The organism is Dactylosporangium sp. CA-233914, from assembly GCF_050942935.1.
Taxonomy (GTDB): Bacteria; Actinomycetota; Actinomycetes; order Mycobacteriales; family Micromonosporaceae; genus Dactylosporangium.
Genome location: NZ_CP192030.1, coordinates 11,535,121 through 11,560,459 on the forward strand (window position 1 = coordinate 11,535,121; position 25,339 = coordinate 11,560,459).

At 70.7% G+C, this 25,339-nt stretch carries 26 protein-coding genes; 22 read left to right on the top strand and 4 right to left on the bottom strand.

From position 1 onward, the window contains the following. Nucleotides 1-10: 10 nt before the first annotated feature. Complete coding sequence (locus ACQPY0_RS51335) at nt 11-2,323, bottom strand: MMPL family transporter (protein ID WP_432978696.1); 2,313 nt, start codon at nt 2,321-2,323, stop codon at nt 11-13. Between the two features lie 249 nt (nt 2,324-2,572). Here ACQPY0_RS51335 and ACQPY0_RS51340 point away from each other — a divergent pair, with 249 nt between their 5' ends. From ACQPY0_RS51340 to ACQPY0_RS51445, 22 genes are all read left to right on the top strand, one after another. After that, nucleotides 2,573-2,914, top strand: coding sequence for a flagellar basal body rod protein FlgB (locus tag ACQPY0_RS51340; protein WP_432978699.1), 342 nt, complete (start codon nt 2,573-2,575; stop codon nt 2,912-2,914). A gap of 5 nt (nt 2,915-2,919) precedes the next feature. Continuing rightward, nucleotides 2,920-3,324 (top strand): flagellar basal body rod protein FlgC, encoded by a 405-nt coding sequence (locus ACQPY0_RS51345; protein WP_432978702.1) that lies wholly within the window; start codon nt 2,920-2,922, stop codon nt 3,322-3,324. A gap of 2 nt (nt 3,325-3,326) precedes the next feature. Continuing rightward, the gene (gene fliE, locus ACQPY0_RS51350) at nt 3,327-3,656 is read left to right on the top strand and encodes a flagellar hook-basal body complex protein FliE (protein WP_432978705.1); all 330 of its coding nucleotides are present in this window, start codon (nt 3,327-3,329) and stop codon (nt 3,654-3,656) included. Next, on the top strand, nt 3,656-5,269 hold the full coding sequence (gene fliF / locus ACQPY0_RS51355) for a flagellar basal-body MS-ring/collar protein FliF (protein ID WP_432978708.1): 1,614 nt from the start codon (nt 3,656-3,658) through the stop codon (nt 5,267-5,269). Before fliE ends, fliF begins: the two co-directional genes overlap by 1 nt. 225 nt (nt 5,270-5,494) lie before the next feature. Next, a complete protein-coding gene (fliG, locus tag ACQPY0_RS51360; RefSeq protein ID WP_432978711.1) occupies nt 5,495-6,505 on the top strand; it encodes a flagellar motor switch protein FliG in 1,011 nt (336 codons plus the stop codon). Then, on the top strand, nt 6,489-7,340 hold the full coding sequence (locus tag ACQPY0_RS51365; protein WP_432978714.1) for a FliH/SctL family protein: 852 nt from the start codon (nt 6,489-6,491) through the stop codon (nt 7,338-7,340). Before fliG ends, ACQPY0_RS51365 begins: the two co-directional genes overlap by 17 nt. Then, nucleotides 7,337-8,653, top strand: a complete 1,317-nt coding sequence (locus ACQPY0_RS51370) for a FliI/YscN family ATPase (protein ID WP_432978717.1) — start codon at nt 7,337-7,339, stop codon at nt 8,651-8,653. Before ACQPY0_RS51365 ends, ACQPY0_RS51370 begins: the two co-directional genes overlap by 4 nt. Further along, nucleotides 8,653-9,084, top strand: a complete 432-nt coding sequence (locus ACQPY0_RS51375; RefSeq protein ID WP_432978720.1) for a cell envelope biogenesis protein TolA — start codon at nt 8,653-8,655, stop codon at nt 9,082-9,084. The genes ACQPY0_RS51370 and ACQPY0_RS51375 overlap by 1 nt, the downstream gene beginning before the upstream one ends. Next, entirely contained in the window at nt 9,081-10,085 is a 1,005-nt protein-coding gene (locus tag ACQPY0_RS51380) for a transglycosylase SLT domain-containing protein (RefSeq protein WP_432978723.1), read from the top strand. Before ACQPY0_RS51375 ends, ACQPY0_RS51380 begins: the two co-directional genes overlap by 4 nt. Before the next feature lie 71 nt (nt 10,086-10,156). Further along, nucleotides 10,157-14,368: a flagellar hook-length control protein FliK gene (locus tag ACQPY0_RS51385; protein ID WP_432978726.1), complete on the top strand. Its 4,212-nt coding sequence runs from the start codon at nt 10,157-10,159 to the stop codon at nt 14,366-14,368. 38 nt (nt 14,369-14,406) lie between these two features. Beyond that, nucleotides 14,407-15,192, top strand: a complete 786-nt coding sequence (locus tag ACQPY0_RS51390; RefSeq protein ID WP_432978729.1) for a flagellar hook capping FlgD N-terminal domain-containing protein — start codon at nt 14,407-14,409, stop codon at nt 15,190-15,192. Between the two features lie 16 nt (nt 15,193-15,208). After that, nucleotides 15,209-16,432 carry a flagellar hook protein FlgE gene (locus ACQPY0_RS51395; protein WP_432978732.1) on the top strand — a complete coding sequence of 408 codons (1,224 nt, stop codon included), beginning with the start codon at nt 15,209-15,211 and terminating at the stop codon, nt 16,430-16,432. A gap of 16 nt (nt 16,433-16,448) precedes the next feature. Continuing rightward, nucleotides 16,449-16,733: a flagellar FlbD family protein gene (locus ACQPY0_RS51400; protein ID WP_432978735.1), complete on the top strand. Its 285-nt coding sequence runs from the start codon at nt 16,449-16,451 to the stop codon at nt 16,731-16,733. A 5-nt stretch (nt 16,734-16,738) separates the two neighbouring features. Further along, nucleotides 16,739-17,512 (top strand): flagellar motor protein, encoded by a 774-nt coding sequence (locus tag ACQPY0_RS51405; RefSeq protein WP_432978738.1) that lies wholly within the window; start codon nt 16,739-16,741, stop codon nt 17,510-17,512. Nucleotides 17,513-17,613: 101 nt separating this feature from the next. Then, nucleotides 17,614-18,516, top strand: a complete 903-nt coding sequence (locus ACQPY0_RS51410; protein WP_432968307.1) for an OmpA/MotB family protein — start codon at nt 17,614-17,616, stop codon at nt 18,514-18,516. A 16-nt stretch (nt 18,517-18,532) separates the two neighbouring features. Beyond that, nucleotides 18,533-18,988, top strand: coding sequence for a flagellar basal body-associated FliL family protein (locus ACQPY0_RS51415; RefSeq protein ID WP_432978741.1), 456 nt, complete (start codon nt 18,533-18,535; stop codon nt 18,986-18,988). 104 nt (nt 18,989-19,092) lie between these two features. Further along, nucleotides 19,093-20,115, top strand: coding sequence for a flagellar motor switch protein FliM (locus ACQPY0_RS51420; protein ID WP_432978743.1), 1,023 nt, complete (start codon nt 19,093-19,095; stop codon nt 20,113-20,115). Next, nucleotides 20,112-20,855 (top strand): flagellar motor switch protein FliN, encoded by a 744-nt coding sequence (gene fliN, locus ACQPY0_RS51425; protein WP_432978746.1) that lies wholly within the window; start codon nt 20,112-20,114, stop codon nt 20,853-20,855. The genes ACQPY0_RS51420 and fliN overlap by 4 nt, the downstream gene beginning before the upstream one ends. An 84-nt stretch (nt 20,856-20,939) precedes the next feature. Then, the gene (locus ACQPY0_RS51430; protein ID WP_432978749.1) at nt 20,940-21,191 is read left to right on the top strand and encodes a flagellar biosynthetic protein FliO; all 252 of its coding nucleotides are present in this window, start codon (nt 20,940-20,942) and stop codon (nt 21,189-21,191) included. After that, nucleotides 21,188-21,982 carry a flagellar type III secretion system pore protein FliP gene (fliP, locus tag ACQPY0_RS51435; protein ID WP_432978752.1) on the top strand — a complete coding sequence of 265 codons (795 nt, stop codon included), beginning with the start codon at nt 21,188-21,190 and terminating at the stop codon, nt 21,980-21,982. Before ACQPY0_RS51430 ends, fliP begins: the two co-directional genes overlap by 4 nt. Nucleotides 21,983-21,999: 17 nt before the next feature. Further along, nucleotides 22,000-22,275: a flagellar biosynthetic protein FliQ gene (locus ACQPY0_RS51440; protein ID WP_432978755.1), complete on the top strand. Its 276-nt coding sequence runs from the start codon at nt 22,000-22,002 to the stop codon at nt 22,273-22,275. Next, a complete protein-coding gene (locus tag ACQPY0_RS51445; protein ID WP_432978758.1) occupies nt 22,265-23,032 on the top strand; it encodes a flagellar biosynthetic protein FliR in 768 nt (255 codons plus the stop codon). Before ACQPY0_RS51440 ends, ACQPY0_RS51445 begins: the two co-directional genes overlap by 11 nt. 24 nt (nt 23,033-23,056) lie before the next feature. On the opposite strand, the gene ACQPY0_RS51450 is transcribed toward ACQPY0_RS51445, so the two are convergent. The 3 genes from ACQPY0_RS51450 to ACQPY0_RS51460 form a co-directional block, all read right to left on the bottom strand. Then, nucleotides 23,057-23,707: a GntR family transcriptional regulator gene (locus ACQPY0_RS51450; RefSeq protein WP_432978761.1), complete on the bottom strand. Its 651-nt coding sequence runs from the start codon at nt 23,705-23,707 to the stop codon at nt 23,057-23,059. Nucleotides 23,708-23,773: 66 nt separating this feature from the next. Next, nucleotides 23,774-24,577, bottom strand: a complete 804-nt coding sequence (locus ACQPY0_RS51455) for a cytochrome c biogenesis CcdA family protein (protein ID WP_432978764.1) — start codon at nt 24,575-24,577, stop codon at nt 23,774-23,776. A gap of 2 nt (nt 24,578-24,579) precedes the next feature. Then, nucleotides 24,580-25,323 carry a DsbA family protein gene (locus ACQPY0_RS51460; RefSeq protein ID WP_432978767.1) on the bottom strand — a complete coding sequence of 248 codons (744 nt, stop codon included), beginning with the start codon at nt 25,321-25,323 and terminating at the stop codon, nt 24,580-24,582. Nucleotides 25,324-25,339: the final 16 nt, after the last annotated feature.

A 25,339-nucleotide genomic window follows, 5' to 3' on the forward strand; every position in this document is an offset into this window, starting at 1 on the left:
CTGAGAAAACTCAGCGGCTCCCGACCAGCTCCCCGGCCGCGTCGCGGTCCGCCCCGGCCCGGTGCGCCGGTCGGGGCCGGCCCCGCATGAACCGCGGCGCCCACCAGTTCGCGTCGCCCAGCAGCGTCATCAGCGAGGGCAGCACGACCGCGCGGATGAGGGTCGCGTCGAGCAGGATCGCCGCGGCCAGGCCGACGCCGAGCTGCTTCATGTCGATCGTGCTCAGCGTGGCGAAGATGGCGAAGACGGCCACCATGACCACGGCCGCGCTGGTGACCACGCCGGCCGAGCCGGAGATGCCGTGCCGGACGGCCTCGCGGGTGCTCATGCCCCGGCGCACCGCCTCGCGGATCCGGCTGACCACGAAGACGTGGTAGTCCATCGAGAGGCCGAAGAGCACGACGAAGAGGAACAGCGGCAGCCAGGACACCACCGCGTCCATGGACTTGAAGCCCAGAATTCCCTCGGCCCAGGTGCCCTGGAAGATGAGCACGACCAGCCCGTACGACGCGGCCGCCGAGAGCATGTTGAGCGCGATGGACGTGAGCGCCACGACCACCGAGCGGAACGTGAACGCCATGACGACGAAGGTCAGCACGAGCACGAAGCCCATCACCAGCGGCAGCTTGTGCTTCACGTGCGAGGCGTAGTCGACGTCGGCGGCGACGAACCCGCCCACGGCGGTCTCCGCGCCCGGCACCGCGCCGAGCGTCTGCGGCACGAGCGTCCCCCGCAGCCGGGTCAGCGACTCCTTGGCCTGGTCCGAGCGGCCCTCGAACGGCGTGGCGACGTCGAGCACGGCGACCGTGCCGTCCTTGGACACCTGGATGTCCGGCTCCTGGTCCAGGGGCGCGAACAGCGGGTCGGCCGCCGCCTTCTGGGCGAGCCGGGTCAGGGCCGCCCTGGCGTTGTCGAGCTGCCCGGCGGGGACCCGCACCGCGACCGTGTGCACGGTGCCGTTGCTCGGGAACGCCTTCACCAGCCGGTCGTACGCCTGCATCGCCGGCGTGGTCCGCGGCAGGTCCTCCATGCCGGGGAAGGTCAGGCGCATGCTCAGCGCCGGCGCCGCGAGGGCCAGCAGGGCGAGCACCGAGACCGCCAGGGTGGCGGCGGGCCGGCGCAGGGCCGGGCGCAGGATGGCCGACCAGACCCTCCGCCCAGTCTGGCCCGATGTGGCTTCGCGGGAATCGGCCCGGACCAGGCGGGAGCCCTGCTCATCGGTACGGGGCCGGGTCAGGCGCCACAGCAGCGGCACGCGCGGCCGGTCGATCCAGCGGCCGAGCTTGGACAGCAGCGCGGGCAGGACGGTCAGCGAGCCGAGGACGGCGACGAGCACGACCAGGATCGAGCCGATCGCCAGGGACGAGAAGACCATGTCGCCGGCGAGGAACAGCCCGGCCATCGCGATCGTCACGGCGATGCCGGAGACGACCACGGCGTGCCCCGAGGTCTCCGCGGCGATCTCGACCGCGTCGAGGTGCTTGCGGCCGCGGGCCCGCTCCTCGCGCTCGCGGCGCAGGTAGAACAGGGAGTAGTCGACGCCGACGGCCATACCGATCAGCAGGATGACGCTGGAGGTGGTGTCGGTCGACGGCACGAGGTGTGAGGCCAGCGTGGACAGGCCGAGCGCGGCGGCGACCGAGGACAGCGCCAGCAGCACCGGCACGCCGGCGGCGATGAGCGCGCCGAAGGCCACGATGAGGATCGCGAAGGTGACGGGGAGGCTGAGGTACTCCGCCCGCTTGAAGTCCGCGCCGAGGGTGTCGTCCATCGCCTTGGAGATGGACGGCCCGCCGGTCTCCTCGACGCGCAGGTCCGGGTGGCGGGCCTGCACGTCGGCGGTCGCCTTGGTCAGCGGGGCGAGGCGGTCCGAGGCGGTGTCGGGGTCGCCCTTGAGGGTGACCCGCACCAGCAGCGCGCTCTTGTCGTGCGAGGGTAGCGGGTCGCCCACCGCGGCGACGTCCGGCAGCGCCCGCATGGCGGCGGTGACGTCGGTGGCGGCGCGCATCGCCGCGCCGGTGTCCAGCGCGCCGGAGCGCGCGGTGATCAGGACGCTCTCGGTGGCCGGGTTGTCGAAGTGACCGTCGCTGACGATGACGTCGGCCCGGCCGGACTCGCCGATCGCCGAGTCCCGGTTGGTGGCCTCGACGGTTCCCGCCATACTCCCGCCGACGAAGCACACGGCGACGAACACGACCCACAGTGCGATGGCGCGCCACGGATGCTCGGCACTCCAGCGCGCGACCCGGACGGTGGCCGGCCTGGGTCGATCAGCGCGAAGCACCGTCGAGCCAGGCTGGGCGTTGATCGGTCTCTTCTCCACGGCCACGACGCTATGGACTCGGCGCGCCCCGGACATCCGGGCTGCACCCGGCCCGCACCCGGAATCACGGACCGGGGGTTTCCCTGAGTATTCAGGACCCACTCGGCGCCACCCGCTGCAACCGACCGGCAACCGAAGAAAGCACCGTTCTGCCTCAACATCGCTGTGACGGCGCCGATGCCCCAAATGAGCAAGGATCGCTCATCCAGACCCGCCACGGACCGGCGACACACCGACGGGGGTTGGTTCGTGCTCGAGGACATCACGCAGGTCACCCTGCACGGCGCCCTGACCGGGCTGGCCAAGCGGCAACGGGTGATCGCCGACAACATCGCGAACATCAACACCCCCGGTTTCCTCGCCGGCCGGGTGGACTTCGAGGACGCGCTGCGCCTGGCGGTGCGGGCGGGTGACCCGAAGGATACCGCCATCACCACGGCCCGGTCGCTGGAGCCGACCCGGGAGGACGGCAACAACGTGAACCTCGACCACGAGGTGCTCTCCAACATCGACACCGGGCTGCGGTACCAGACGATGCTGCGCGCGACCGACGACAAGTTCGGTCTGCTGCGCACGGTGATCCGGGGCTGACCGCGATGAGCATCTTCGGCGCGATCGGCATCGCCGGCACCGGCGTGACCGTGTATCGCAAGTGGCTCGACGCGGTCTCGGACAACATCGCGAACATCAACGACGCCGTGCCGACGAGCGCGGAGGCGTTCCGCGCGCGGTACGTCCAGGCGCGGGCGGTGCGCTACGGCGAGGGCGACGGCGGCGTGGTGGTCGCCGGCACGGCGCTCGGGGATCCGAAGGGGCGGCTGGTGTACGAGCCGACCAACCCGGTCGCCGACCGCGAGGGCTACGTCAGGTACCCGGACATCGATCTCGGTTCGCAGATGACGCAACTGATCATGGCCCAGCGCGCCTACCAGGCGAACCTGACCGTCGTCGACCGCGCCAAGGACGCCTACCAGGCGGCGATCCAGGTCGGGAAGGGCTGAGGATGAGCATCGACCCCGTCACCTCCCTAGCCGGCATCTCCCCGCTCTCCTCGCTCACCCCGCTCACCGCGGCCACGAACACGTCCGACCCGGCCGCCGACCCGGCGGCCGGGGCGAACTTCGGCGGCATGGTCGCCCAGGGGCTGCAGAAGCTGCAGGACGCCCAGAACACCGCGGACAACCTCGCCGTCGAGGCGGCCACCGGCCGGCTCACCGACGTGCACGACTACATCATCGCCGCCACCGAGGCGAACCTCGCCACGAGCCTCACGGTCGCCGTGCGCAACCGGGCCCTTGACGCCTTCAACGAGATCATGAGGATGCAGGCCTGATGCGCGACCGGCTCACCGCGCTGGGAAAGCGGGGCCTCGACGGCTGGAAGTCGTTCAGCCCCGGGCAGAAGGCCGTCACGATCGCCGCGGTCCTCGCCCTGGCGATCGGCGGCTACTTCTTCGCGAGCTGGTCGGGCACGCCGCAGATGGCGCCGCTGTTCTCCAACCTCGGCGGGTCCGACGCCAGCGCCATCGTCGACAAGCTCAACACCGACGGGGTCTCCTACACGCTCTCCGACGGCGGCACGACCATCAACGTGCCCGCCGACCAGGTGTACGCGCTGCGCATCGAGATGAGCGGCGCCGGCCTGCCCGCCCAGGGCGACGCCGGCTACGCCCTGCTGGACAAGCAGGGCATCATGACCAGCGAGTTCATGCAGCAGGTGACCTACCGCCGCGCGCTTGAGGGCGAGCTCGCCAAGACCATCCACTCGATCAGCAACGTCAACTCGGCGTCGGTACACCTGGCGATCCCCGAGAAGGACGTGTTCAGCGACGACCGGCAGGCCCCGACCGCCTCGGTGCTGGTGAACACGGGCACCAAGACGCTCACGGCCGACCAGGTCACCTCGATCGTGCACCTGGTCTCCTCCAGCGTGGAGGGGCTCGAGCCCAGCGCGGTCACCGTGGTCAGCGCCGGCGGCAAGGTCCTGTCCACCAGCGACGCCGGCGGCGGCACCGGCGACGGCGGCAGCGCGGCCACCTCCGCCTATGAGCAGCGGCTACGCTCGGCGGTGCAGACGATGCTCGACACCGTGGTCGGGCCGGGGCACTCGGCGGTGAACGTGACCGCCAGCCTCAACTACGACAACACCGAGACCAAGACCCAGCGATACGTCGCCGACCCGGCGGTGCCGCCGCTGTCGGAGCAGAAGAAGTCGGAGCAGTACACCGGCGGCAACGGCGTCCCCGTCGGCGGCGTGCTCGGCCCCGACAACATCCAGGTGCCCAGCGGCACCGGCAGCGGGGGCGACGGGCAGTACCAGCAGACGACGGAGACCCGCAACAACGCGGTCGGCATGGTCACCGAGACCACGAAGAGCGCGCCCGGGCGCGTGGACAAGCTCGGCATCGCGGTGATCGTCGACAGCGCCGTGGCCAAGGTCGACCTCGCCCAGCTGCAGCAGCTGGTCTCCTCCGCGGTGGGCCTGGACGCGACCCGCGGCGACCAGATCGCGGTCTCCTCGATGGCGTTCGACACCAGCGCGGCCACCGCCGAGCAGAACGCGGCCAAGGAGGCGGCGAAGGGGCAGCAGGCGGAGGTGATGCAGCAGTACATTCAGATGGGTGCGATCGTGCTGGCCCTGCTGATCCTGCTCATCATCGCGGCCCTCGCCGGACGCAAACGGCGCAAGGCGGAGAAGCAGAAGCTCACCGAGGAACAGAGCGCCGCCCTCGAGGAGATGCAGGCCGCGATCGAGGCAGCCCGGGCCAAAATGCAGCTGGAGGGCGGCGGCGGCCCGGGCGGGACGCCGGCCCTGGAGGGCGGCGGCGCCCCGGGCGAGGAGTTCGACCGCGACGGCCGCTTCCGCGACCTCACCACGATGGTCGAGAAGCAACCCGACGAGGTGGCCCAACTGCTGCGCGGCTGGCTCGCCGACCGCCGAAGCTGAACCAACGCGACCGCAGCCGCCACCGGCCACGCGCTCGCCACACAGAAACGCGACCGCCGGTCGCCGGCCGCGCGGGTCGCCCCAGCACGCACCCACCGACCGCGCCCGGCGAAAAGGCGGAGGCGCACACGCAACCGCCACAGCGGAAGCGATATGTCGGGCGCTGGCGCGCCACGACATATCGGACTTATCACGATATACAGCGACCCTCAGAAACGGTGATCGATGTCCACGGGTGAGATGACGGGGCTGCGGAAGGCCGCCATCCTGCTCGTGCAGATGGGCAAGGACGAGGCCGCCAAGATCATGGCGCACCTGCGCGAGGCGGAGGTCGAGGAGCTCACCGCCGAGATCGTGCGGCTGGGTCAGGTCGAGGCGGACATCGCCAACGTGGTGCTCGAGGAGTTCCACGACATGGCGACCGGGCACAAGTACGTCGGCCAGGGCGGCATGGACTTCGCCCGCGACCTGCTGGAGGCCTCCCTCGGCCGGGAGCGGGCCGGCGAGATCGTGGGGCGGCTCAGCACGGTCTTCCTGGACGTGCCGTTCGGCTTCCTCGGCCAGGCCGACCCGCGCCAGCTGCTGTCCTTCCTGCAGGACGAACACCCGCAGACGATCGCCCTGGTGCTCGCCCACATGACCGCCACCCAGGCCTCGCAGATCCTCTCGGGCCTCGCCCCCGAGCTGCAGGCCGACGTGGCACACCGCATCGCGGTCATGGACCGCACCTCGCCGGACATCATCCGCCAGGTCGAGTCGACGCTCGAGCGCAAGATGTCCTCGGTCCTGCAGCCCAGCGACCTGTCCAACGTCGGCGGCCTCGAACCCCTCGTCGAGATCATCAACCGGACCGACCGGGCGACCGAGCGGCTCATCCTGGAGGGCCTCGCCGGGCGCAACCCGGAGCTGGCCGAGGAGATCCGCTCGAAGATGTTCATGTTCGAGGACATCGTGTCCCTCGACGACCGCTCGATCCAGCTGGTGCTGCGGCAGGTGGAGACCAACGACCTCGCGACCGCGCTCAAGGGCGTGCGCGAGGAGGTACGGCAGAAGGTCATGAAGAACCTCTCCGAGCGCGCCTCCGAGAACCTCGCCGACGAGATCGACATGCTCGGCCCCGTCCGGCTGCGCCAGGTCGAGGAGTCGCAGGCCAAGATCGTCCAGGCCATCCGCACGCTCGAGGAGTCCGGCCAGATCGTGATCAGCAGGGGCGAGGACGATGAGTTCGTCGGCTGAGTTCTCCCCGGCCGAGTTCCCGGCCGCCGACGTGGCCGGAGCGCCGCGGGAGTACCCTCTCGCGTTCCCGCCCCCGCCGGAGAAGCCGGCCGCCACCCCGCGCCCGGCGTTCCCGCCGCCGCCTCCCCCGCCGATGACCCCGGCGACGCGGGCGTTCCCGCCGCCCGAACGGCCCACGACGGTCCGCTACGGCGAGAACGTGCTGCGCGACGCCCGCGCGGGCGCGGCCCCGTCCGCGCGCTTCGACGTCGATCTGCGCGAGCGCGAGACGCTCCCGCCCGATCTCGTCGCGCGCTGGCGATCGGAGGCGGAGGCGGTCGGGTACGCGGCCGGCTGGGCCCAGGGCGTCCACGAGGCCCGCGTGGCGGCCGCCGCGGATGCGGACCGGGCCGCCCAGGAGGCCGCACAGCTGGCCGAGCTGCACCGCCGGCGCGTCGAGCAAGCCCTGCACGCGCTCGGGCAGGCGGCGAACGCGCTGGAGGGGCGCGCGGTGCCCGCCGCGCACGATGTCGAGGACCAGATCGTGGCGACCGCGTTCGCGATCGCCGAGGCGGTGCTGACCCGCGAGCTGGGCACCGCCGCCGAGCCGGGCCGGGACGCGCTCGCCCGGGCGCTGGCACTGGCGCCGTCGTCAAGTCCGGTGACCGTACGGCTCAACCCGGCCGACCGGCTGACGATCGGAGAGACGGAACTGGTCATGGACGGCCGCATGGTGACGCTCGTGGACGATCCGGGCCTGCAGCCGGGCGACGCGGTGGCACAGTGCGACGCCACGACCGTCGACGCCCGGCTGGGCCCCGCGCTCGACCGGGTCCGGGAGGTCCTGCAACCGTGACATCAGCGCTCCGACAGCGGCTCGCGGCCGCCGTGCAGGCCGCGCACCCGCGCGTGACCGGGCGGGTCGTCTCCATCGTCGGCCTGTCGGTCACCGTGGCCGGCGTCGAGGGCCGCGTCGGCGACCTCATGGAGATCGGCGACCCGGCCGCAAGCCCGATCGTGCCGGCCGAGGTCGTGTCCATCTCCGGCGACCGCCTCGCCTGCCTCCCCCTCGGCCCGCTGTCCGGCATCGGCGCCGGCAGCCCGGTCAGCGGCACCGGCGCCCCGCTGCGGATACCTGTCGGCCCGCAGCTGCGCGGGCGCGTCCTGGACGGGCTCGGCCGCCCGATGGACGGCGGCCCGGCGCTGACCGGCCTGCCGCACGTCTCGGTCGAGAACGACGCGCCGGTCGCGCTCGAGCGCGGACGCGTGCTGGAACCCCTCTCGCTCGGCGTCCGCGCGCTGGACACGCTGGTGCCGTGCGGCCGGGGGCAGCGGATGGGCATCTTCGCCGGCTCCGGCGTCGGGAAGTCCTCGCTGATGTCGATGATCACCCGCGGTACCGATGCGGAAATCTCCGTCATCGGACTGGTCGGCGAGCGCGGACGCGAGGTGCGCGAGTTCATCGAGAACGACCTCGGCCCCGAGGGACTCGCCCACTCGGTGGTGGTCATCGCCACCTCGGACCAGCCGCCGCTGGTACGCCTGCGGGCCGGTTTCGTCGCCACGCGCATCGCCGAGTACTTCCGCGACGGCGGCCAGGACGTCCTGCTGCTCATGGACAGCCTCACGCGTACGGCGATGGCCCAGCGCGAGGTCGGGCTCTCCGCCGGCGAACCGCCCGCCACCCGCGGGTACCCACCGAGTGTCTTCGCTCTTCTGCCCCGGCTTCTGGAACGGGCCGGGCCCGCGCCGGTCGGCAGCATCACGGGCCTCTACACCGTCCTGGTCGAGGGCGACGACCACAACGAGCCCATCGCCGACTCCGCGCGCTCCATCCTCGACGGCCACATCACGCTCGAGCGCCGCCTCGCCACCTCCGGGCACTTCCCGAGCATCGACGTGCTCGAGTCCGTCTCCCGCGTCGCAAACGCCGTCACCACCCGCGAGCAGCGCGCCAACGCCACCGCGCTGCGCCGCATGCTGGCCGCGCACCGCGACGTGCGCGAGCTGGTCGAGATCGGCGCGTACGTCACGGGCACGAACCCCGACGCCGACCGCGCGCGCGAGCTGTGGCCGCGGATCAACGACTTCCTCCGGCAGGACCTGGAGGACACCACCCCGGCGCCCCGGGCGTGGCAGATGCTCGAATCGTTACTGGCAGGTGGCTGATGGCCAAGAGCGGATTCCGGCTGGGCGCGGTGCTGCGCGCCCGCAAGGCCCAGGAAGACATGGCAAAAGCGGCAGTCGTACGCGCACGAGTCGACGCCGCCGAGGCCGAGCAGCGCGTCTCGGCCCGCCGGCACGACCTGCAGGGCCGGGCGGTGCCCTCGGCCGCGACCGCCGCGGCGTACGCGGCCACGCTGACCGCCCGGCAGGCCCTCGCGGGCGAGCTCGCCGCCGCGGTCGGCCTGCGACAGCTCGCGGACGCATCCGTCGAGGAGCGCATGAACGAGCTGACGGACGCGGCCGTGCAGCGCCGCACCATCGAGAAGCTGCAGGAGCGCCACGACGCCACGCGCAAGCGGACCGAGGCCGCCGCGCAGGAGAGGGCGGTCGACGACCTCACGACGTCGAACTCCTACCGGGAGGAGCGGCAGTGACCGTACTCGACGCCCAGTCCCGCATCACCGAGATCCGCTCGATGCTGGGCCTGCACCGTCCGACGTGGAGCGACGCCTCCGCGCACTTCCGCGACGCCCTGCAGTCCGAGGTGGACAGTGCCACCACGGCGACGCCGGCCTACGGCCGCACGACACCGGTCTCCGGCACGCAGGTCGTGGCGGCCGCGGAGAAGTACGCCGGCACGCCGTACAAGTTCGGCAGCAACGTCCCCGAGAACGGCCTGGACTGCTCCGGCCTGGTCCAGCGCGCCTACGCCGACATCGGCATCAAGCTGCCGCGCATCGCCCGCGACCAGGCGAGCTCCGGCACGCCGGTGCCGTCCCTGGCCCAGGCCCGCCCTGGCGACCTGCTCGCCTTCGGCCGCCCGGTGCACCACATCGCGATCTACGCCGGCGACGGCCGGATGGTCGTGGCCCCGCACACCGGCGAGGTGGTCAAGACGGAGCCGGTCACCGGCACGCCGACGACGATCCGCCGCATCATCCCCACGGCGACGGCGCCCGCGGTCCGCCCGGCCAACCTGTCCACCACGCAACTGCCGGAGTCCGTACCGTACGCCGAACTGTTCCAATCGACCGGCGCCCGCTACGGCCTGTCGCCCGCGCTGCTGGCCGCCGTCGCGAAGGTCGAGTCCGGCTACAACCCGAACGCGGTGAGCCGGGCCGGCGCCCAGGGCCTGATGCAGATCATGCCGGCCACGGCCCGCGGCCTGGGCGTGAACGCGCTCAACCCGGCCGAGGCCGTCGACGGCGCCGCGCGGCTGCTGTCGAAGCACCTGAAGAAGTTCGCGAACCTGGACCTGGCCCTGGCGGCGTACAACGCGGGCGGGGGTGCGGTGAGCCGGTACGGCGGCATCCCCCCGTTCCCGGAGACCCAGGCCTACGTGCCGAAGGTGAAGGCCGCCATGGCCCAACTGACGACCCGGGCCACCGCCCCTGCGACGGAGTCGGCCAGCCTGACTGGAGGTCTCCTAAAGTGATCGCCCCCACCTCGGCCACCGCCAAGACTTCCACGACTCCCGCTTCGGCAGCGGCGGCACCACTCTCCACTGTGGACGATTCGTTCGCCCGGACGCTGGCCGCCGCGGTGAACGACGCCCCGGATCACGCCGAGGCCCTGCTGGCCCGCCCCCGGTTCACCGCCGACGAGCTGCGCGAACGCCTGGCAAAGGCTACCCCCGAGCCGTACTCCCTGGCCCGCGACACGTCCCCGTTGACCGAGGCACTGCGCAACGCCACCGCGTCCCGCGGCAACCAGCCCCGCGACACGTCCATGTTCACCGCAGCCCCCCGGGACCAGGCGATCCGCGAGCGCGACCAGGCCCTCCGCGACGCCCGCGACCGGGCCGAGCAGGACGCGCTGACCCGCGACCAGGCCACCCGCGATGCCCTGGCCCGCGACCGCTCCGCCCGCGAGGCGGCGACCCGCGACGCCCGGGACCTCGCCATCCGCGACGCCCGGACCCGAGACGCGCAGGCCCGCGACCAGGCCGCCCGTGACGCCGCCCGAGATCAGGCCGCACGCGACGCCATGGCCCGCGACCAAGCCGCTCGCGACGCCGCCCGAGATCAGGCCGCACGCGACGCCGTGACCCGCAGCCAGGCCGTGCGCGACACCAACGCCCACAACCAGGCCGAACGCGATGCCGCCCGGATTCGGACCGCCCATGAATCCGCGGCCCGCGACACGCAGACCGCCACCGCCCGTGCCCTGGCCATCGAGCAGGCCCTTTCCGCAAGCATGGCGCCCCCGACCGCAGCCAGCCAACGCCCGGACACCACGACGGCCCGGCCCGGCCTTCCACCGACCACCGCGCTCTCGGCGGCCTCCTCCCCCGCCGGCAAACCCACCTCACCGCCCGCCATCGTCGACAGTGCCGCGAACGACACCACCGAACGCACACTCCGGACAGCCGCCGCCCTGGGTTCCGAGGCCGTGACTGGCCTGGAGCCACGCAACCTACCCTCCGGCACGTCGCTCATCCAGAGCACCGAATGGATCAGCGCCGACGGAACCGTACGCGTGGCCACCCGACAAATCACCGTCTCCACTACTGACCCGCAGCTCACCGCGTCCGCCACCGCCGCCCAGTCCTCCGCCGCTGTCGCCCCCGGCCCCGCAACCGATGCCGTCGCCAGTGCGGCGGATGCCGCAGGCGCCCAAGTTGCCGCAGGGACCCCGGCCCCTGCAAATCCCGGAGGTTCCGCAGGTGCCGATCCGGCCGGCCGGCCCGCCGCGGCCACGGGCACCACGCCCGGCACCCTGCCACGACCGGACACCGCCGTAAACCCGGACGGCAACGATCTCGCCAACGGCGCAACCAGCCGTTCAGCCAACGCCACGGGCACCACGAACAGCGCAACCGGCCTCGCCGGAAGCCCGCCCGGCACCTCGAACACCGCAGCCACAATCCCAGCTAGCACTCCTGGCATCGCCAACACCGCAACCGGAATCGCCGCCCGCATAGCAGTTCCCGGGCTTGGTGCAACGGTTCCCGGGCTTGGCGCAACTGGCCTCGCAAATGGCCCAACCGGGCCTGCAAACAGCGCGGCCGGAAGCGCAATCAACGCCACCGGGCTCCCCAACGGCGCAACGATGATCGCGTACGCCGCGACCGACCTGACAAACAGCCCAGCCGGAGCCACCAACAGCGCAACCGGGCTAGCTGCCAGCACGGCAGGATCCGCCAACAGCGCAACCGGACTGGCGGCGAACACGGCCGGGAACGCAAACGGCACAACCGGACTTGCCGCCAGCACGACGGGAACCGTCAACAGCCCAACCGGACTGGCGGCGAACACGGCCGGGAACGCGAACGGCACAACCAGTCTTGCCGCCAGCACGGCCGCAGCCGCCAACAGCGCGACGGTATCTGCCGCCGGAGCGATCGGAACCACGCCTGGCGCGCCCGGTTCCGCCAACGGCATTCCCGGAACGAACGCACAGGGCGGCGCAGCTGGCACCTCCGCCCCGAACACGGCGTCCAGCACCGTCCCGCAGAACTCCGTGCCCAGCGCCTTCAACACCGGCTCCGCCACGACGGACGCCATGCTCGCCGCCCAGATCGCCGCCGCCCGCAGCACGGGCGGACAGGCAGCCGGTCCCGATGGCCACAACGGCGCGTCAACCGGCTCCGGACCGCTCGCCTCGGCCGGAGGCATCACGATTCGAGGCTTCACGGCGTCGATTTCGACCGGCGAGTGGAACACCCTGAACCACGCCCCGCTCCGGCCCGGCCAACGCGGCCTACCGGCGACCAATATCTCGAACCCGGTTGGCCCGAACTCAGCCCATCCGGACCCGAACGGTCTGAGCCCGGCCCTCACAAACCCCAGTGGCCTCGCCCCCGGTGCGGCCAGTTCCAACGGCTTGGGCCTGAACGCCGCAGGCTCCAATGGCATCGGCGCAGGTACAGCCAATCCCAACGGCCTGGGACCGAACGCCACGAGCGCGAACGGGCCGAGCTTGAACACTGCCGGCACGAACGGCCCGGGCTCGACCACAAACGGCCCAGGCTCAGCCGACGCGGGCACGACCGGGCCGGCCTCAGCCGGCGCGAACGCAAACGGGCCGGACTCAATGGGCGCGGGCATGAACGGCACGAGTGGGAACGGGCCAGCCTCAATCGGCACAGGCATCAACGGCACGAGCGCGAACGGGCCAGCCTCGATCGGCACGGCCGCGAACGCGAACGGACCGGGCTTGAACGGTGTGGGCTCGAACGGGTCGGGCTCTACCGGTATGGGGGTCGGCGGATGGGGCTCAGACGTCGTGGGCGCCAACGCGTCGGGCTTGAACAGCACGGGCATTGACGGATCGGGCCTGAATGGAGCAGGTGCCAACGGGTCAGGCCTGAACCGCACGGGCATTGACGGATCGGGCCTGAATGGAGTAGATGCCAACGGCTCGGGCCTGAACATGGCAGGTGCCAACGGGTCCGGCTCGAACAGGGCAGCCGCTGGCGGGTCCGGCTCGAGCATTGACGGATCGGGCCTGAACGGAGCAGGTGTCAGCAGGTCGGGCTCGAACGGGACACGTGCCAACGGCTCGGGCCTGAACATGGCAGCCGCTAGCGGGTCCGGCTCGAACGGGACAGGCGCCAGCGGGTCCGGCTCGAACGACGACGGCACCAACGGGTCTGGCTCGAGCATCGCAGGTGCTAGCGGGTCGGGCTCGAACGGGGCAGGTCCCAACGGGTCCGGCTCGAACGTGGCCGGTGCCAGCGGGCTGGGGTCGAACGACGCCGGCCCCAACGGGTTGAGCCCCGACGGTGCGAGCGCCTACGGGTGGGGCTCGGACGGTGCGGGTCTCAACGGGCTGGGATCGGCCGTCGCTCCGGGCGGAACCGGGGCTGACGGCGCGGGCTCGAACGACGCCGGCTCCGACCGTCGTGACCCGAGCGGATCCTGGCTCGGGGACATGGGGCCGCAGGGCATCGGCCTGGGCGGCGGTGATCTGAACGGTCCGGGGCCGGGCGCCGGATTCGGCGGGCTCGGTTCGGGCGGCTCCGGCAGTCAGGGAGCCGGCGCTGACGGGAGCGGGAGCGGAAGCGGTGCGCTTGGCGCCGGGAACGCGTTCGTACTCAACGGCGCGGACGCCCTCGGACCGAACGCGTTCGCGGCCGTTGTCGCGGCGGGTGGGCTCGGCGTGAACGGGGTCTCGGCCGCCGGGGCCGGTGGGCTCGGCGCGAGCGGGGTCGGGGGCGCCGGCGTGGACCGGGGCGGCTCGACGAACGCAATCGGGACAAACGTGTTCGGCGTGGGCGGCAGCGGCGGCGCGGCGGGGATTGCCGGTGGGGCCTTGCAGAATGGTTCGTTCGGCGGGCAGCCGGGCTGGCCGAGTGTGGTGCCGCAGCTGGTGAGCGTCTTGTCGCCGTTGCGCAAGGGGCCCGACGGCGTGCATCGGATGACGCTGCGCCTGCGCCCCGACGAGCTCGGGCCGGTCAGCATCGTGGCCGAGGTGCGCGACGGGGCGATCTCCGTACGGCTGCACGCCGACCAGGAGTCGGGGCAGGCCGCACTGCTGGCCGCGCTGCCGGAGCTGCGGCAGGACCTCACCGATGCCGGGTTCGCGCAGTGTGCACTCGAACTGAACCAGCAGTCCTCCCTCGCGGGCAACGGTTCGCAACATTTCTCAGGTTGGGAGCCGCAGGGACGATCTCAACGACGAGCGCCGGAACGCGTCGAAACGGTCGTCGCGGTTGAACCGTCCGGTTCGGCCGAGGCAGCGACCGGTGACGGGCTGCTCGACGTACGGCTCTGAGCGGACAGCAAGAGCGGCTCAGGACCAGAACTGAACGGATGTACTCGGAAGCCGAGCGGATCCAGCGGACAGAACAGAACCGAAACCGGACCGAACAAGGGAGTGCTGCCATCACCGCCCCGACGCCGGTCAGTGGGAACGTCGCCGACTACGTGCCGAAGACGAGCGCACCGACCAAGAAGCAGGATTCGGACGCGCCCGCCAAGCCGGGTGGCGAGCTGGGCAAGGATGCGTTTCTCAAGCTGCTCGTCACGCAGCTCAAGTACCAGGACCCCAGCAACCCCATGAACAACACCGAGTTCCTGGCGCAGACGGCGCAGTTCACCACCGTCGAGAAGCTGACCGATCTCGCGACCGTCGAGCAGAGTCTGCTCAACGCCCAGCTGCAGCTCGGGGCCAGCAACCTCATCGGCCGAACGGTGACCTACACCGACAAGGACGGGAAGTCGCAGACCGGTGTGGTGACGTCGGCCAAGTTCGTGGGTACCACACCCTCGCTGCACGTCGGGAACGCGGACATCGCCCTCACCGACATCAAGGAGATCTCCGCCGGCGGCACGGCCGCGCAGGCCACCGCGCCCGCGCAGAACGGGCAGGTCGCCGCACCGCCGCAGACCGGCGGGGCCCAGCAGCAGAACCAGCAACAGGGCCAGCCCGCAGCGCAAGCCGGCATGCAGAACCAGCCCGCAGCGCAGACCGGCGTGCAGCCAACGCCGCAACCAGGGCCTGCGACACAGCCGGGAGTGCAAACCGGCTTGCCGCCGGTAGAGAACCCGCAGACCGCGACGAGCGCGACGAGCAAGCCCGCCGCCATGGCGTCCTGAAAGGAAACCACCCCACATGCTTCGCTCACTCTTCTCCGGCATCAGCGGCCTGCGCGCGCACCAGCAGATGATGGACGTCACCAGCAACAACATCGCCAACGTGAACACCGTGGGGTACAAGGCCGCGCAGACGGTCTTCGCCGACACGCTGAGCCAGATGATGCGCTCCGCCGGCGCGCCCCAGCCGGAGCTCGGCGGCACCAACCCGGCCCAGGTCGGCCTGGGCGTGCGCCTGGCCGCGATCAACACGAGCTTCGTGCAGGGCTCGGCCCAGACGACCGGCCGGCCCACGGACGTGATGATCTCCGGCGACGGCTTCTTCGTCGTGAACTCGGTGAACGAGCAGCTGTACACCCGGGCGGGCGCGTTCAACTTCGACGCCGAGGGCAAGCTGGTCACCCCGACGGGCGCGGCCGTGCAGGGCTGGCCCGCGGTCAACGGCGTGGTCAACAGCAACGCCCAGGTGGGCGACATCCGGCTGCCGATGGGCACCCTGATCGCCCCGACGGCGACGACCAATGTGGTCATCGCGGGTAACCTGCCGGCGAACGCGCCCGATCCCTCGACGATCACGCGGTCGATCAAGACGTACGACGTCACGGGCGCGACCGTGAACCTGGCGGAGACGTTCTCGTACACGGGTGGCACCTGGTCGGTCACGGTCTCCGACGGCACGAACAGCTCGGGCCCCACGGCGCTCACGTTCGGCTCCAACGGGCAGATCACCGGCCCGACGTTCACGGACAGCAAGGGCGCCACCAAGGTCGGCGTCTTGTACGACCCGCTGAGCACCGGCACGGGTATCGGCATCGACCTGGCGGGCCTCACGGAGTACACCGGAAACACCACGGTCCAGCCGCTCAGCCAGGACGGCGCGCCGGCCGCGACGCTGCAGTCGTTCAGCATCAACCCGGACGGTCAGCTGGTCGGCGTGTTCTCCAACGGCAACAAGCAGACCGTGGCGCAGCTCGCGCTCGCGAACTTCAACAACCCGCCCGGTCTGGAGAAGACCGGCGACTCGCTGTACCGCTTCACCGTCAACTCGGGCCTGGCGCAGATCGGCGCTCCCGGCACCGGCGGGCTCGGCACCCTGCAGAGCGGCGCGGTCGAGATGTCCAACGTCGACCTGGCCCAGGAGTTCACCAACCTGATCGTCGCGCAGCGCGGCTTCCAGGCGAACTCGAAGGTCATCAGCACCTCGGACGACGTGCTGCAGGAGCTGGTGAACCTCAAGCGGTAAGTCCTAGGAGGGCGCCGTGATTCTTCTGACCCGCCTCAACGGTCCGGTTTTCGCGCTCAACCCCGACCTCGTCGAGCGGGCCGACTGCACCCCGGACACCGTCATCACCCTCGTCGACGGCACCAAGTACCTCGTCGCCGAGTCGCTGCCGGAGCTGGTCGCGCTCGTGCGGCAGTACCGTGCCTCGGTCGTCGTCGAGGCACAGAACCTGGTCGGACAGACGCCGGACGAGCGGGCCGAGGACGCCGCCGAACGGATCAAAGAGACCAATGTCGTCCGTCTGCACCGTCGGGAGCGCTAGGTACCATGGATCCGGCAACCATCGTCGGCATCGTCCTCGCCTTCGTCGCGGTCTTCGCGGCGATGATCCTGGAGGGCGGCAGCCCCGGCTCGATTTTCCTGGTACCACCGCTGGTGCTGGTGTTCGTCGGCACCCTCGGCGCGGCCATGGCGGGCGGCATGCTCAAGGACACGATCGGGCTGATCGACTCCTTGAAGCGGGTGCTGCTGAGCAAGTCGGCGGTGTACGACACCCTCGTCGACGACATCGTCAAGCTCGCCGAGAAGGCCCGCCGCGAGGGGCTGCTGGCCCTCGAGGACGCGATGAAGGAGGTGCAGGACCCCTTCCTGAAGAAGGGCCTGCAGCTCGCGATCGACGGCACCGACTCCGAGGAGCTCGCCGCGATCCTCGAGGCCGAGGTCGAGGCCAAGAAGAAGGCGGACAAACAGGCCGCGGCGATCTTCACGGCCATGGGCGGTTACGCGCCGACGATCGGCATCATCGGTACCGTCATCGGCCTGATCCACGTGCTGGAGAACCTCAGCCAGCCGGAGAAGCTGGGCCATCTGATCGCGGGCGCGTTCGTGGCCACGCTGTGGGGCGTGCTGTCCGCCAACGTGATCTGGCTGCCGATGGGCGCCAAGATGAAACGCCTGTCCGAGATCGAGTGCGGGCAGATGGAGTTGGTCATCGCCGGCATCATCAACATCCAGGCGGGCGCCAACCCGCGCCTCGTCGCGCAGAAGCTGCGGAGTCTCCTGCCGCCCGGCGCCTCCAAGGAGAAGGAGAAGGCCGCGTAACCGCGCCACACCGCTTCGGCAACCGTCCGGCACTCACGTGTCGGGCGGTTGGCCCGATCTAACCCCCGACGGCGTTACAACGACCTGAAGGGGGCCGCCGCATGAGTGGTGGTGGACACGCGGCGAAGGCCGGCGCGCACGCCAAGCACAAGAAAGGCGGCCACGAGGAAGAGCACCACGAGAACCACGAGCGGTGGCTGGTCTCCTACGCCGACATGATGACCCTGCTCATGGTCCTGTTCATCGTGCTGTTCGCGATCTCCCAGGTCGACCAGAAAAAATTCGCCGAACTCAAGAACGGCCTCGCCGTCGGCTTCGGCGCCCCCTCCGTCGCCTTCAACGGCGGCGAAACCAACCTCCTGGAATCCTCCGACTCCAACAGCCCCATGGACCTCGCCTCCGGCATCGGCGGCACCACCTCCGACGCCACCGCCGTCCAGGACGCCGTCCAAGCCAAAGAACGCGCCCAAGCCTCCAAACGCCAAGCCGCCGCCCAGGCCGAAGTCAACAACTTCGACCAGATCAAAACCCAGATCACCAACGCCCTCACCAAACAGGGCCTCCAGGACCAGGTCCAATACTCCATCGACGAACGCGGCCTCGTCGTCACCATCGTCACCACCGGCATCGTCTTCAACGGCAACGAAGCCGCCCTCCTGCCCGCCGGCAGAACCATCATCGACGCCATCGGCCCCGCCATCGCCCCCCTACCCAACAGCATCGAAGTCGACGGCCACACCAACCAGCTCACCGGCGGCACCGGCAACTACCCCACCGGCTGGGAACTGTCCTCCGCCCGCGCCGCCGCCGTCGTACGCATGCTGCACACCAACGCCGGCATCACCGACACCCGCATGCAAGCCACCGGCTACGCCGACACCAAACCCCTCTACCCCACCACCGACCCACGCGCCCAAACCCTCAACCGCCGCGTCGAGGTCATCGTCCTGTCCAGCCTACCGGCCGACACCCGGGCACTGCTGCCCTCGGCCTCCACGAACTGAACCTGAGGAGACCGCCATGGCCAAGGACGACAAGACCACCGAACCGACCCCCACCAAAGGCGGCAAGAAGAAGCTCATCATGATCATCGCGATCGCCCTGATCGCCCTGATCGGCGGCGGCGCCGGCGGCTACATGATCTTCGCACCCAAGAAAGCCACCGCCGAACCCAAACCCACACCAGGCGTCGTCTCGGTACTGGACGCCATCACGATCAACCTCGCCGACGGACACTACCTGAAACTCAAGATGACCCTCCAGGCCACCACCGAGGCCGCCGAGCCCCCGGACGGCAGCAAGGCCCTCGACATCGCCATCGAGCTGTTCAGCAACCAGAGCCCGGACACGCTGCTGAGCACCGACGGGCGCGAGAAGGCCAAGCAGGACCTGGTCGCGAAGGTCGTCACGGCGTACACGGTCGACAAGAAGAAAGAGGTAATGGACATCTACTTCACCACCTTTGTGATTCAGTAAGGGACACCGACGCCGGGCGGGCCTGAGGGGTTTGTGAGGAAACCTTCGGGTCCGTTTCGGCCGTTTTACGTCAACCTGCACCCGAAAAGACCGATGGTAAGAGAGTGACGCAGTCAACGTCCGCGACCGGCAGCGGCCGCACGCCGGGCAAGATGCACCGGCGCGGCAACAAGAGCTCCGGTCCCGAACCGTATGACTTCCGTCGCCCGACCAAGCTGTCCCGCGAACACGTCCGCACGCTCCAGATCGCCTACGAGACCTTTGCCCGCCAGTACTCCACGCTGCTGACCTCGAGCCTGCGCGCGGTGTCGTCGATCAGCCTGGTCTCCATCGAACAGCTCACCTACGACGAGTACATCAGCGGCCTGTCGAGCCCGACGATCGTCGCGATGTTCACCCTCGACCCCCTGCCCGGTACCGCCATCCTGGAGTTCTCCCTGAGCACCGCCATGGCCTGCATCGACCACATGCTGGGCGGCCCCGGCGGCCCCCAGCCGCAGCGCGCCCTGAGCGACATCGAGACGCCACTGCTGCACAGCCTCATCGAGCGCACGCTCGGCGAGCTGCGTTACGCGTTCGAGGGCATCGTGGCGCTGCGGCCGCAGATGACGACGATCGAGTACAACCCCCAGTTCGCCCAGGCCGGGGCCGCCTCGGACCCGATGATCGTGTCGTCGTTCGAGATGAAGGTGGGTGCCGAGGAGTGCATGGCCACGATCTGCCTGCCCTTCGGGTCGATCTTCGCGAAGCTGCAGGGCGAGCGGGGCGAGGGAGTGCTGACCGAGGCGCAGCGGGCGGCGCGCGAGGCCGCGTACCGCAATGTCGTCGCCGGCCTGGAGAGCGCCCCGATCGAGGTCTCCGTGCGCTTCCAGCCGGTCCGCATGCACCCGGCCGACCTGATCGGGCTGCAGCCGGGCGACGTGGTCCCGCTGGCCCACTCGACCTCGACGCCGCTGGCCGTCGTCACCGCGGACATCACGTTCGCCTACGCCGTGCCCGGCGCACAGGGCAACCGCATGGCCTGCCTGGTGGTGCCGAGCCCCCAGCCGGGCCAAGGCCCCACCCACCGGCCCGCCCCCGCCGGACAACTCGGCATGAAGAACCGCGCTGAGGAGACCAGCCGATGACGATCGGTACCAACGAGGCCTCGCTGGCCCGGGCCGAGGCGGCCGCCCAGGCCGCCGTGGCGCTGCTGCCCGCCAGCTCCCCGCTGTCGGTCGGCGCGCCCACGCAGAACGTCGACGACGTCGCCATCGCCGGCCAGGCCGTGCGGGCCCGCTTCGCCGGGGCGGCCCAGGGCGAGGTCGCGATCATCGTCACGCGGGACCTCGTCGAGGCGCTGGCCAACTCGCCCATGGGCAGCCTGGATCTCAGCCAGGCCGTCCGCCCCGCGCTCGAGGCGGCCGCCGCCGTGCTCGGTCCCGTCGTGGTCGACCCGGGCGAGCTGCTCGAACCGCCGCAGGTGCTGGAGGAGATCGCCGGGGCCGGCGGTGTGCTCGTACCACTGATCGCCAACCCCCTCGGCGTGCAGGCCCTCGTCGGCCTCTCGGTCGCGGCCGAGGTGACCGGCGGCGACGAGGCGGAGCCGAGCCGCCCCGCGGAGCGCGGCCGCGGCGCGCCGCCCGCGTTCGACCTGCTGCACGACGTCGAGATGGAGGTCACCGCCGAGCTCGGGCGGACCCGGATGAGCGTGCGCGAGCTGCTCTCGCTGGCCCCGGGGGCGGTCATCGAGCTCGACCGCGCCGCCGGCGGCCCGGCCGACCTGCTCGTCAACGGCCGGCTCATCGCCCGCGGCGAGGTGGTCGTCATCGACGAGAACTTCGGCATCCGCATCACCGAGATCGTCGGCCCGGGCGACCGGGCGTAGCGGCGGCACGGGCGAAGAACGATGGAACTCGTACTGCGCGTTTTGTGCTCACTGTCCGTAGTGTTCGCGATACTGTGGGCGCTGATGCGGCTCGCCCGACGCCCGCTCGGCGGCCGCAGCGGAGGACCCGTCACCGTGGTGGCACGCCAGCAGCTCAGCCGGGGAGCGTCGGTCGCGGTCGTGAAGGTCGCCGACCGCGCGCTCGTGCTCGGCGTCAGCGACCAGGGCGTGTCACTGCTGGCCGACGCGGACGCCGCCCTGTTCCCCGAGCCGCAGCCGGTCGACAACCCGGTCGTCGGGCAGGCGATGAGACTGTTCCGCAAGGGTGCCGGATGAGGCGGGCCTTCGCGTTGGTACTGCTGATGCTCGCCCTGGCGCTGCTGGCGTCCCCCGGCGTGGCGGAGGCTGTGCCGACGCCCAAGCCGCCGGCTCCCCCGAGCGCGCCGGTGATCGACGGAAACCCGGACGGCACCGTCAACATCGACGTCAACGGCGTCAAGCCCAGCCAGTCGATCACCATCCTGGTCGCCCTGACACTGCTGTCCGTCGCGCCCGCCCTCCTACTCACAATGACCTCGTTCACGAAGGTCTTCGTGGTCCTGAGCATCACCCGCAACGCCCTGGGGCTGAGCAACGTCCCGCCCAACCAGGTCATCGCCGGCCTGGCGCTGTTCATCAGCCTGTTCATCATGTCGCCGGTGCTCTCCGACGTGAACAAAGACGGCGTGCAGCCCTACCTCAAGGGCGAGAAGACGCAGGCCGTGGCGTTCAAGGAGGGCTCGGCGCCGCTGCGGGACTTCATGCTCAAGCAGACGCGCAAGGACGAGATCGCCCTCTTCACCAAGATCGCGGACCGGCCCGCGCCGAAGAACAAGAACGACGTGCCGATGACGACGCTCATCCCCGCGTTCGTGCTCTCCGAACTGCGGGCCGCGTTCCTCATCGGCTTCGTCATCTACATCCCGTTCCTGGTGATCGACATGGTGGTCTCGGCCGCCCTGATGAGCCTGGGCATGATGATGCTGCCCCCGGTCACGATCGCCCTGCCCTTCAAACTGCTGCTGTTCGTGCTCGTCAACGGGTGGGGGCTGATCCTCACCGCGCTGGTGGCCAGCTACCGCAGCTGATCCGAGGTACCTCTGCCATGACCGACACGAAGATCATCGAACTCAGCCTGCAGGCGATGACGATCGCCGCCAAGCTCGGAGCCCCGATCCTGCTCACGTCGCTGATCGTCGGCTTCGCCGTCAGCCTGTTCCAGTCCGTCACCCAGATCCAGGAGAGCACGCTGAGCTTCGTGCCGAAGGCCGCCGCGATCGGCGCCGCCCTGGTCATCGCGGGCAACTGGATGCTGCACGAGATGGTGGCGTACACCCAGCAGCTCTACGCCTCGATCCCCGACCTGATCAATGGCGCTTGACCTGTCGCTCAGCACGGTCATGGCGATCCTGCTGGCCTCGATCCGCGCCGGCGTCTGGCTCGCGCTGTGCCCGCCGTTCAACAACCGCGGCACCCCGGCGACGGTCAAGGGCCTGCTGTCGATCGCGATCGCCCTGCCGCTGGCACCGAAGCTCGCCCTGCAGGTCCCGCCGGAGATGTCCACCGGCTTCCTGATCGCCAACGCGGTCGAACAGGCCGCGGTCGGCGCCGCACTGGCCTTCCTGACGATGCTGATCTTCGCCGCGACCCAGATCGCCGGCAACCTCATCGACCTGGTCGGCGGCTTCACCCTGGCCTTCGCGATGGACCCGTTCTCCCTGCAGGGCAACGCGGTCTTCGGCCGCTTCTACGGCCTCATCACGATGGCGATCATGTACGCCACCGACGCCCACCAACTGATCCTGCGCGGCTTCACCAGCTCGTTCCGGGCCATCCCCCTCAACGGCACGATGTCGATGGCCCACTTCACCCAGATCGTGACGACGGGCGCCGGCCAGATGTTCCTGGCGGGCCTGCAGATCGCGGCGCCCTTGATCGCCATCATGCTGGCCGTGGACGTCGCGCTGGGCCTGCTCACCCGAGCGGCCCCGGCCCTGAACCCGTTCTCCTTCGGCTACCCCGCCAAGATCTTCCTGACACTGTCGATCGCCGGCACGGCCATGATGCTGCTCCCCAACGCGATGGCCAACCTGACAACCCGCGCGATCAACCTGGTCCTGCAGCTGTACAACGGATAGCGCTCGATCGAGGCCGGGTCGCCCTCAGCTCCGGCCCATGGTCGCGGTCGGCGGGGCGTAGTTGTCGGCCAGATGCTGTCGAAGCGCGTCCGTGAATCCGGCAGCGTCACCGGTGCGCAGGCGCTCGACGAGTTCCTCGTGCTCGGCGACGATGTCATCGCACCGGGCGAGGAGACGGTCGCCCTTACTGAACAGCAGGAACCGCTGCCGGTCGGCGAGTCGATCGTTCAGCTCGAGCAGGATGGCGTTGCCCGCGGCTTCCACGAAGGCGCGGTGGAAGCCGATCGTCAGTTCGATGAAACGCCGGACATCGCGGGTCCGGAAGGCCTCGCGTTGCGCCGCGATCGAGTTGCGCAGCCGTTCGGCGAGCTCGTCCCGGACCTCGGGACTCGCCCGGCTCGCCCCGGTCGACTCCAGCATCAGGCGGGCATCCTCGAGATCGGCCACCGCCCGCTCGCTGAGCCCCTGCACGAGCGCGCCACGCTTGGGGTAGATGACGATCCACCCCTCGTCCTGCAGCCGGCTGAGCGCGGAGCGCACCGGCGTGCGGCTGACCCCGATCTCGGTGGCCAAGGCCTCCTCGCCCAGCATGGTGCCCGCCGGGTGGACACCGTTGAGGATGCCGTCACGGATGGCCTGATAGGCCCGTTCCGCCGCGCTTGCGCTACCGTCCAACGACTCTCTCTCCAGGTGAGGCGACGTACGCCCCACCAAGTATCCATCCGGCCCGCCGCGACGCGATCACCGGCGGGCCGCGCGGACGCGGATGAACAGCCAAGCCACGACGGCGCCGCCGATCACGATCGCGGCCACGAGAAGGTCAGGCACGCCGTCGGTGGCCCGCCGTACCCGGTCCTCGAGCGCGGCCTGGTCGGAGGCGCCGAGCATGCCGTTCAGCGCCGTGGTGCCGTCGGTGGCCAGCAGCAGGACCCCGATCGCCACGGTCAGTGCGCCGCCGACGACTCCGGTCCAGGTGTTGCTCCATCGCCCGAGGCGGATCCCCCGGGGGCGGACCAGCCCGCGCACGAACGGCAGCCGTCCCCACAGCAGGGCCAGGACCAGCAGCGGAAGGGTCATGCCGGCGGCGAAGACGAGCAGCACGATGCCGCCGTAGAGGGCGTTGCCACCGACGGCGGCGACGGTCAGCACCGCGCCGAGCAGCGGGCCGGCGCAGACCCCGGCGAGGCCGTAGATCGTGCCGAGCGCGTAGACGGAGGCCGCCGAGGTGCCCTCCGCCCCGCCGCGCGACAGGCCCGGGATCGGAACGTTGGCCAGCATGATCAGCCCGAGCATGATCACGACGACCGCCGCGACCGTGACGAACACGTACCGGTGCTGGTTGACGAACGCTCCCACCGTCCCGGCGAGCACGCCCAACGGCACGAGGGTCGTGATCAGCCCCAGGTAGAACACCGCGGTGCGGCTGATCAGCAGGCTCGCACTGGTGAAGGCGTACGAGAAGAACGCCGGGAGCAGCATCGCCGAACAGGGGCTGAGCAGGGTCAGCACGCCCCCGAGCAACGCACCGAGAAGGCCGACGTCCACGGTCAGCCGGCCTTGGCGATCGCCGCATCCAGGTACTGGCGGAACACCGAGGTCGGCTGCGCGCCGGACAGCGTGCTGTTACCGGCGACGAAGAACGGGACGGTGGTGACGCCCAACCGCTCGGCCTCGCTGTTGCCGGCCCGCGCCGCGGCGCGCAAGCCGGCGTCGTCCAGGTCCGTGGTGAACCGCTGGATGTCGGGTACGCCGGCCTTCTCGGCGAACGCGATCAGGCGTTCCCGCGGCAGATCGGGGTGCCCCTTCTCGGGAGCCTCCTTGTACACCGCGCTGAGGAACTCGAAGAACCGGCCCTGCTGTGCCGCGGCTCGCGCGGCGACGGCGCCGTTTTCGGACTGCTCCCCGAAGAACGCGACGTCGTGTACCTCGATGCGGACCTTTCCCGTTTCCACATACTCGCGCTGAAGCACGGGCAGCGTCTCGCGGTTGAACACGGCGCAGAACGGGCAGCGCATGTCGGTCCACTGCACCAGGACCACGGGCGCGTCCACGGCACCGACCGCCATCGGGTCGCTCGGCCGGCGGCGCACGAAGGCGAACTCGCCGGTTCTGGCACCGCCCGCGCTCGCCGAGGTCGACGGGGCGGCGACCGGGCCGCCCCGCCCTTCGGTGAGGTGAGCGGCCAGGACCACGCCGAGGAAGGCCACGACCGCGCCGGCCGCGACCGCGATGCGCCGGTTACGGCGCCGCTTCGCCGGCTGGATTCGGACCGATCGTTTCGAACGCTTCACGCCGCTAGGATACATG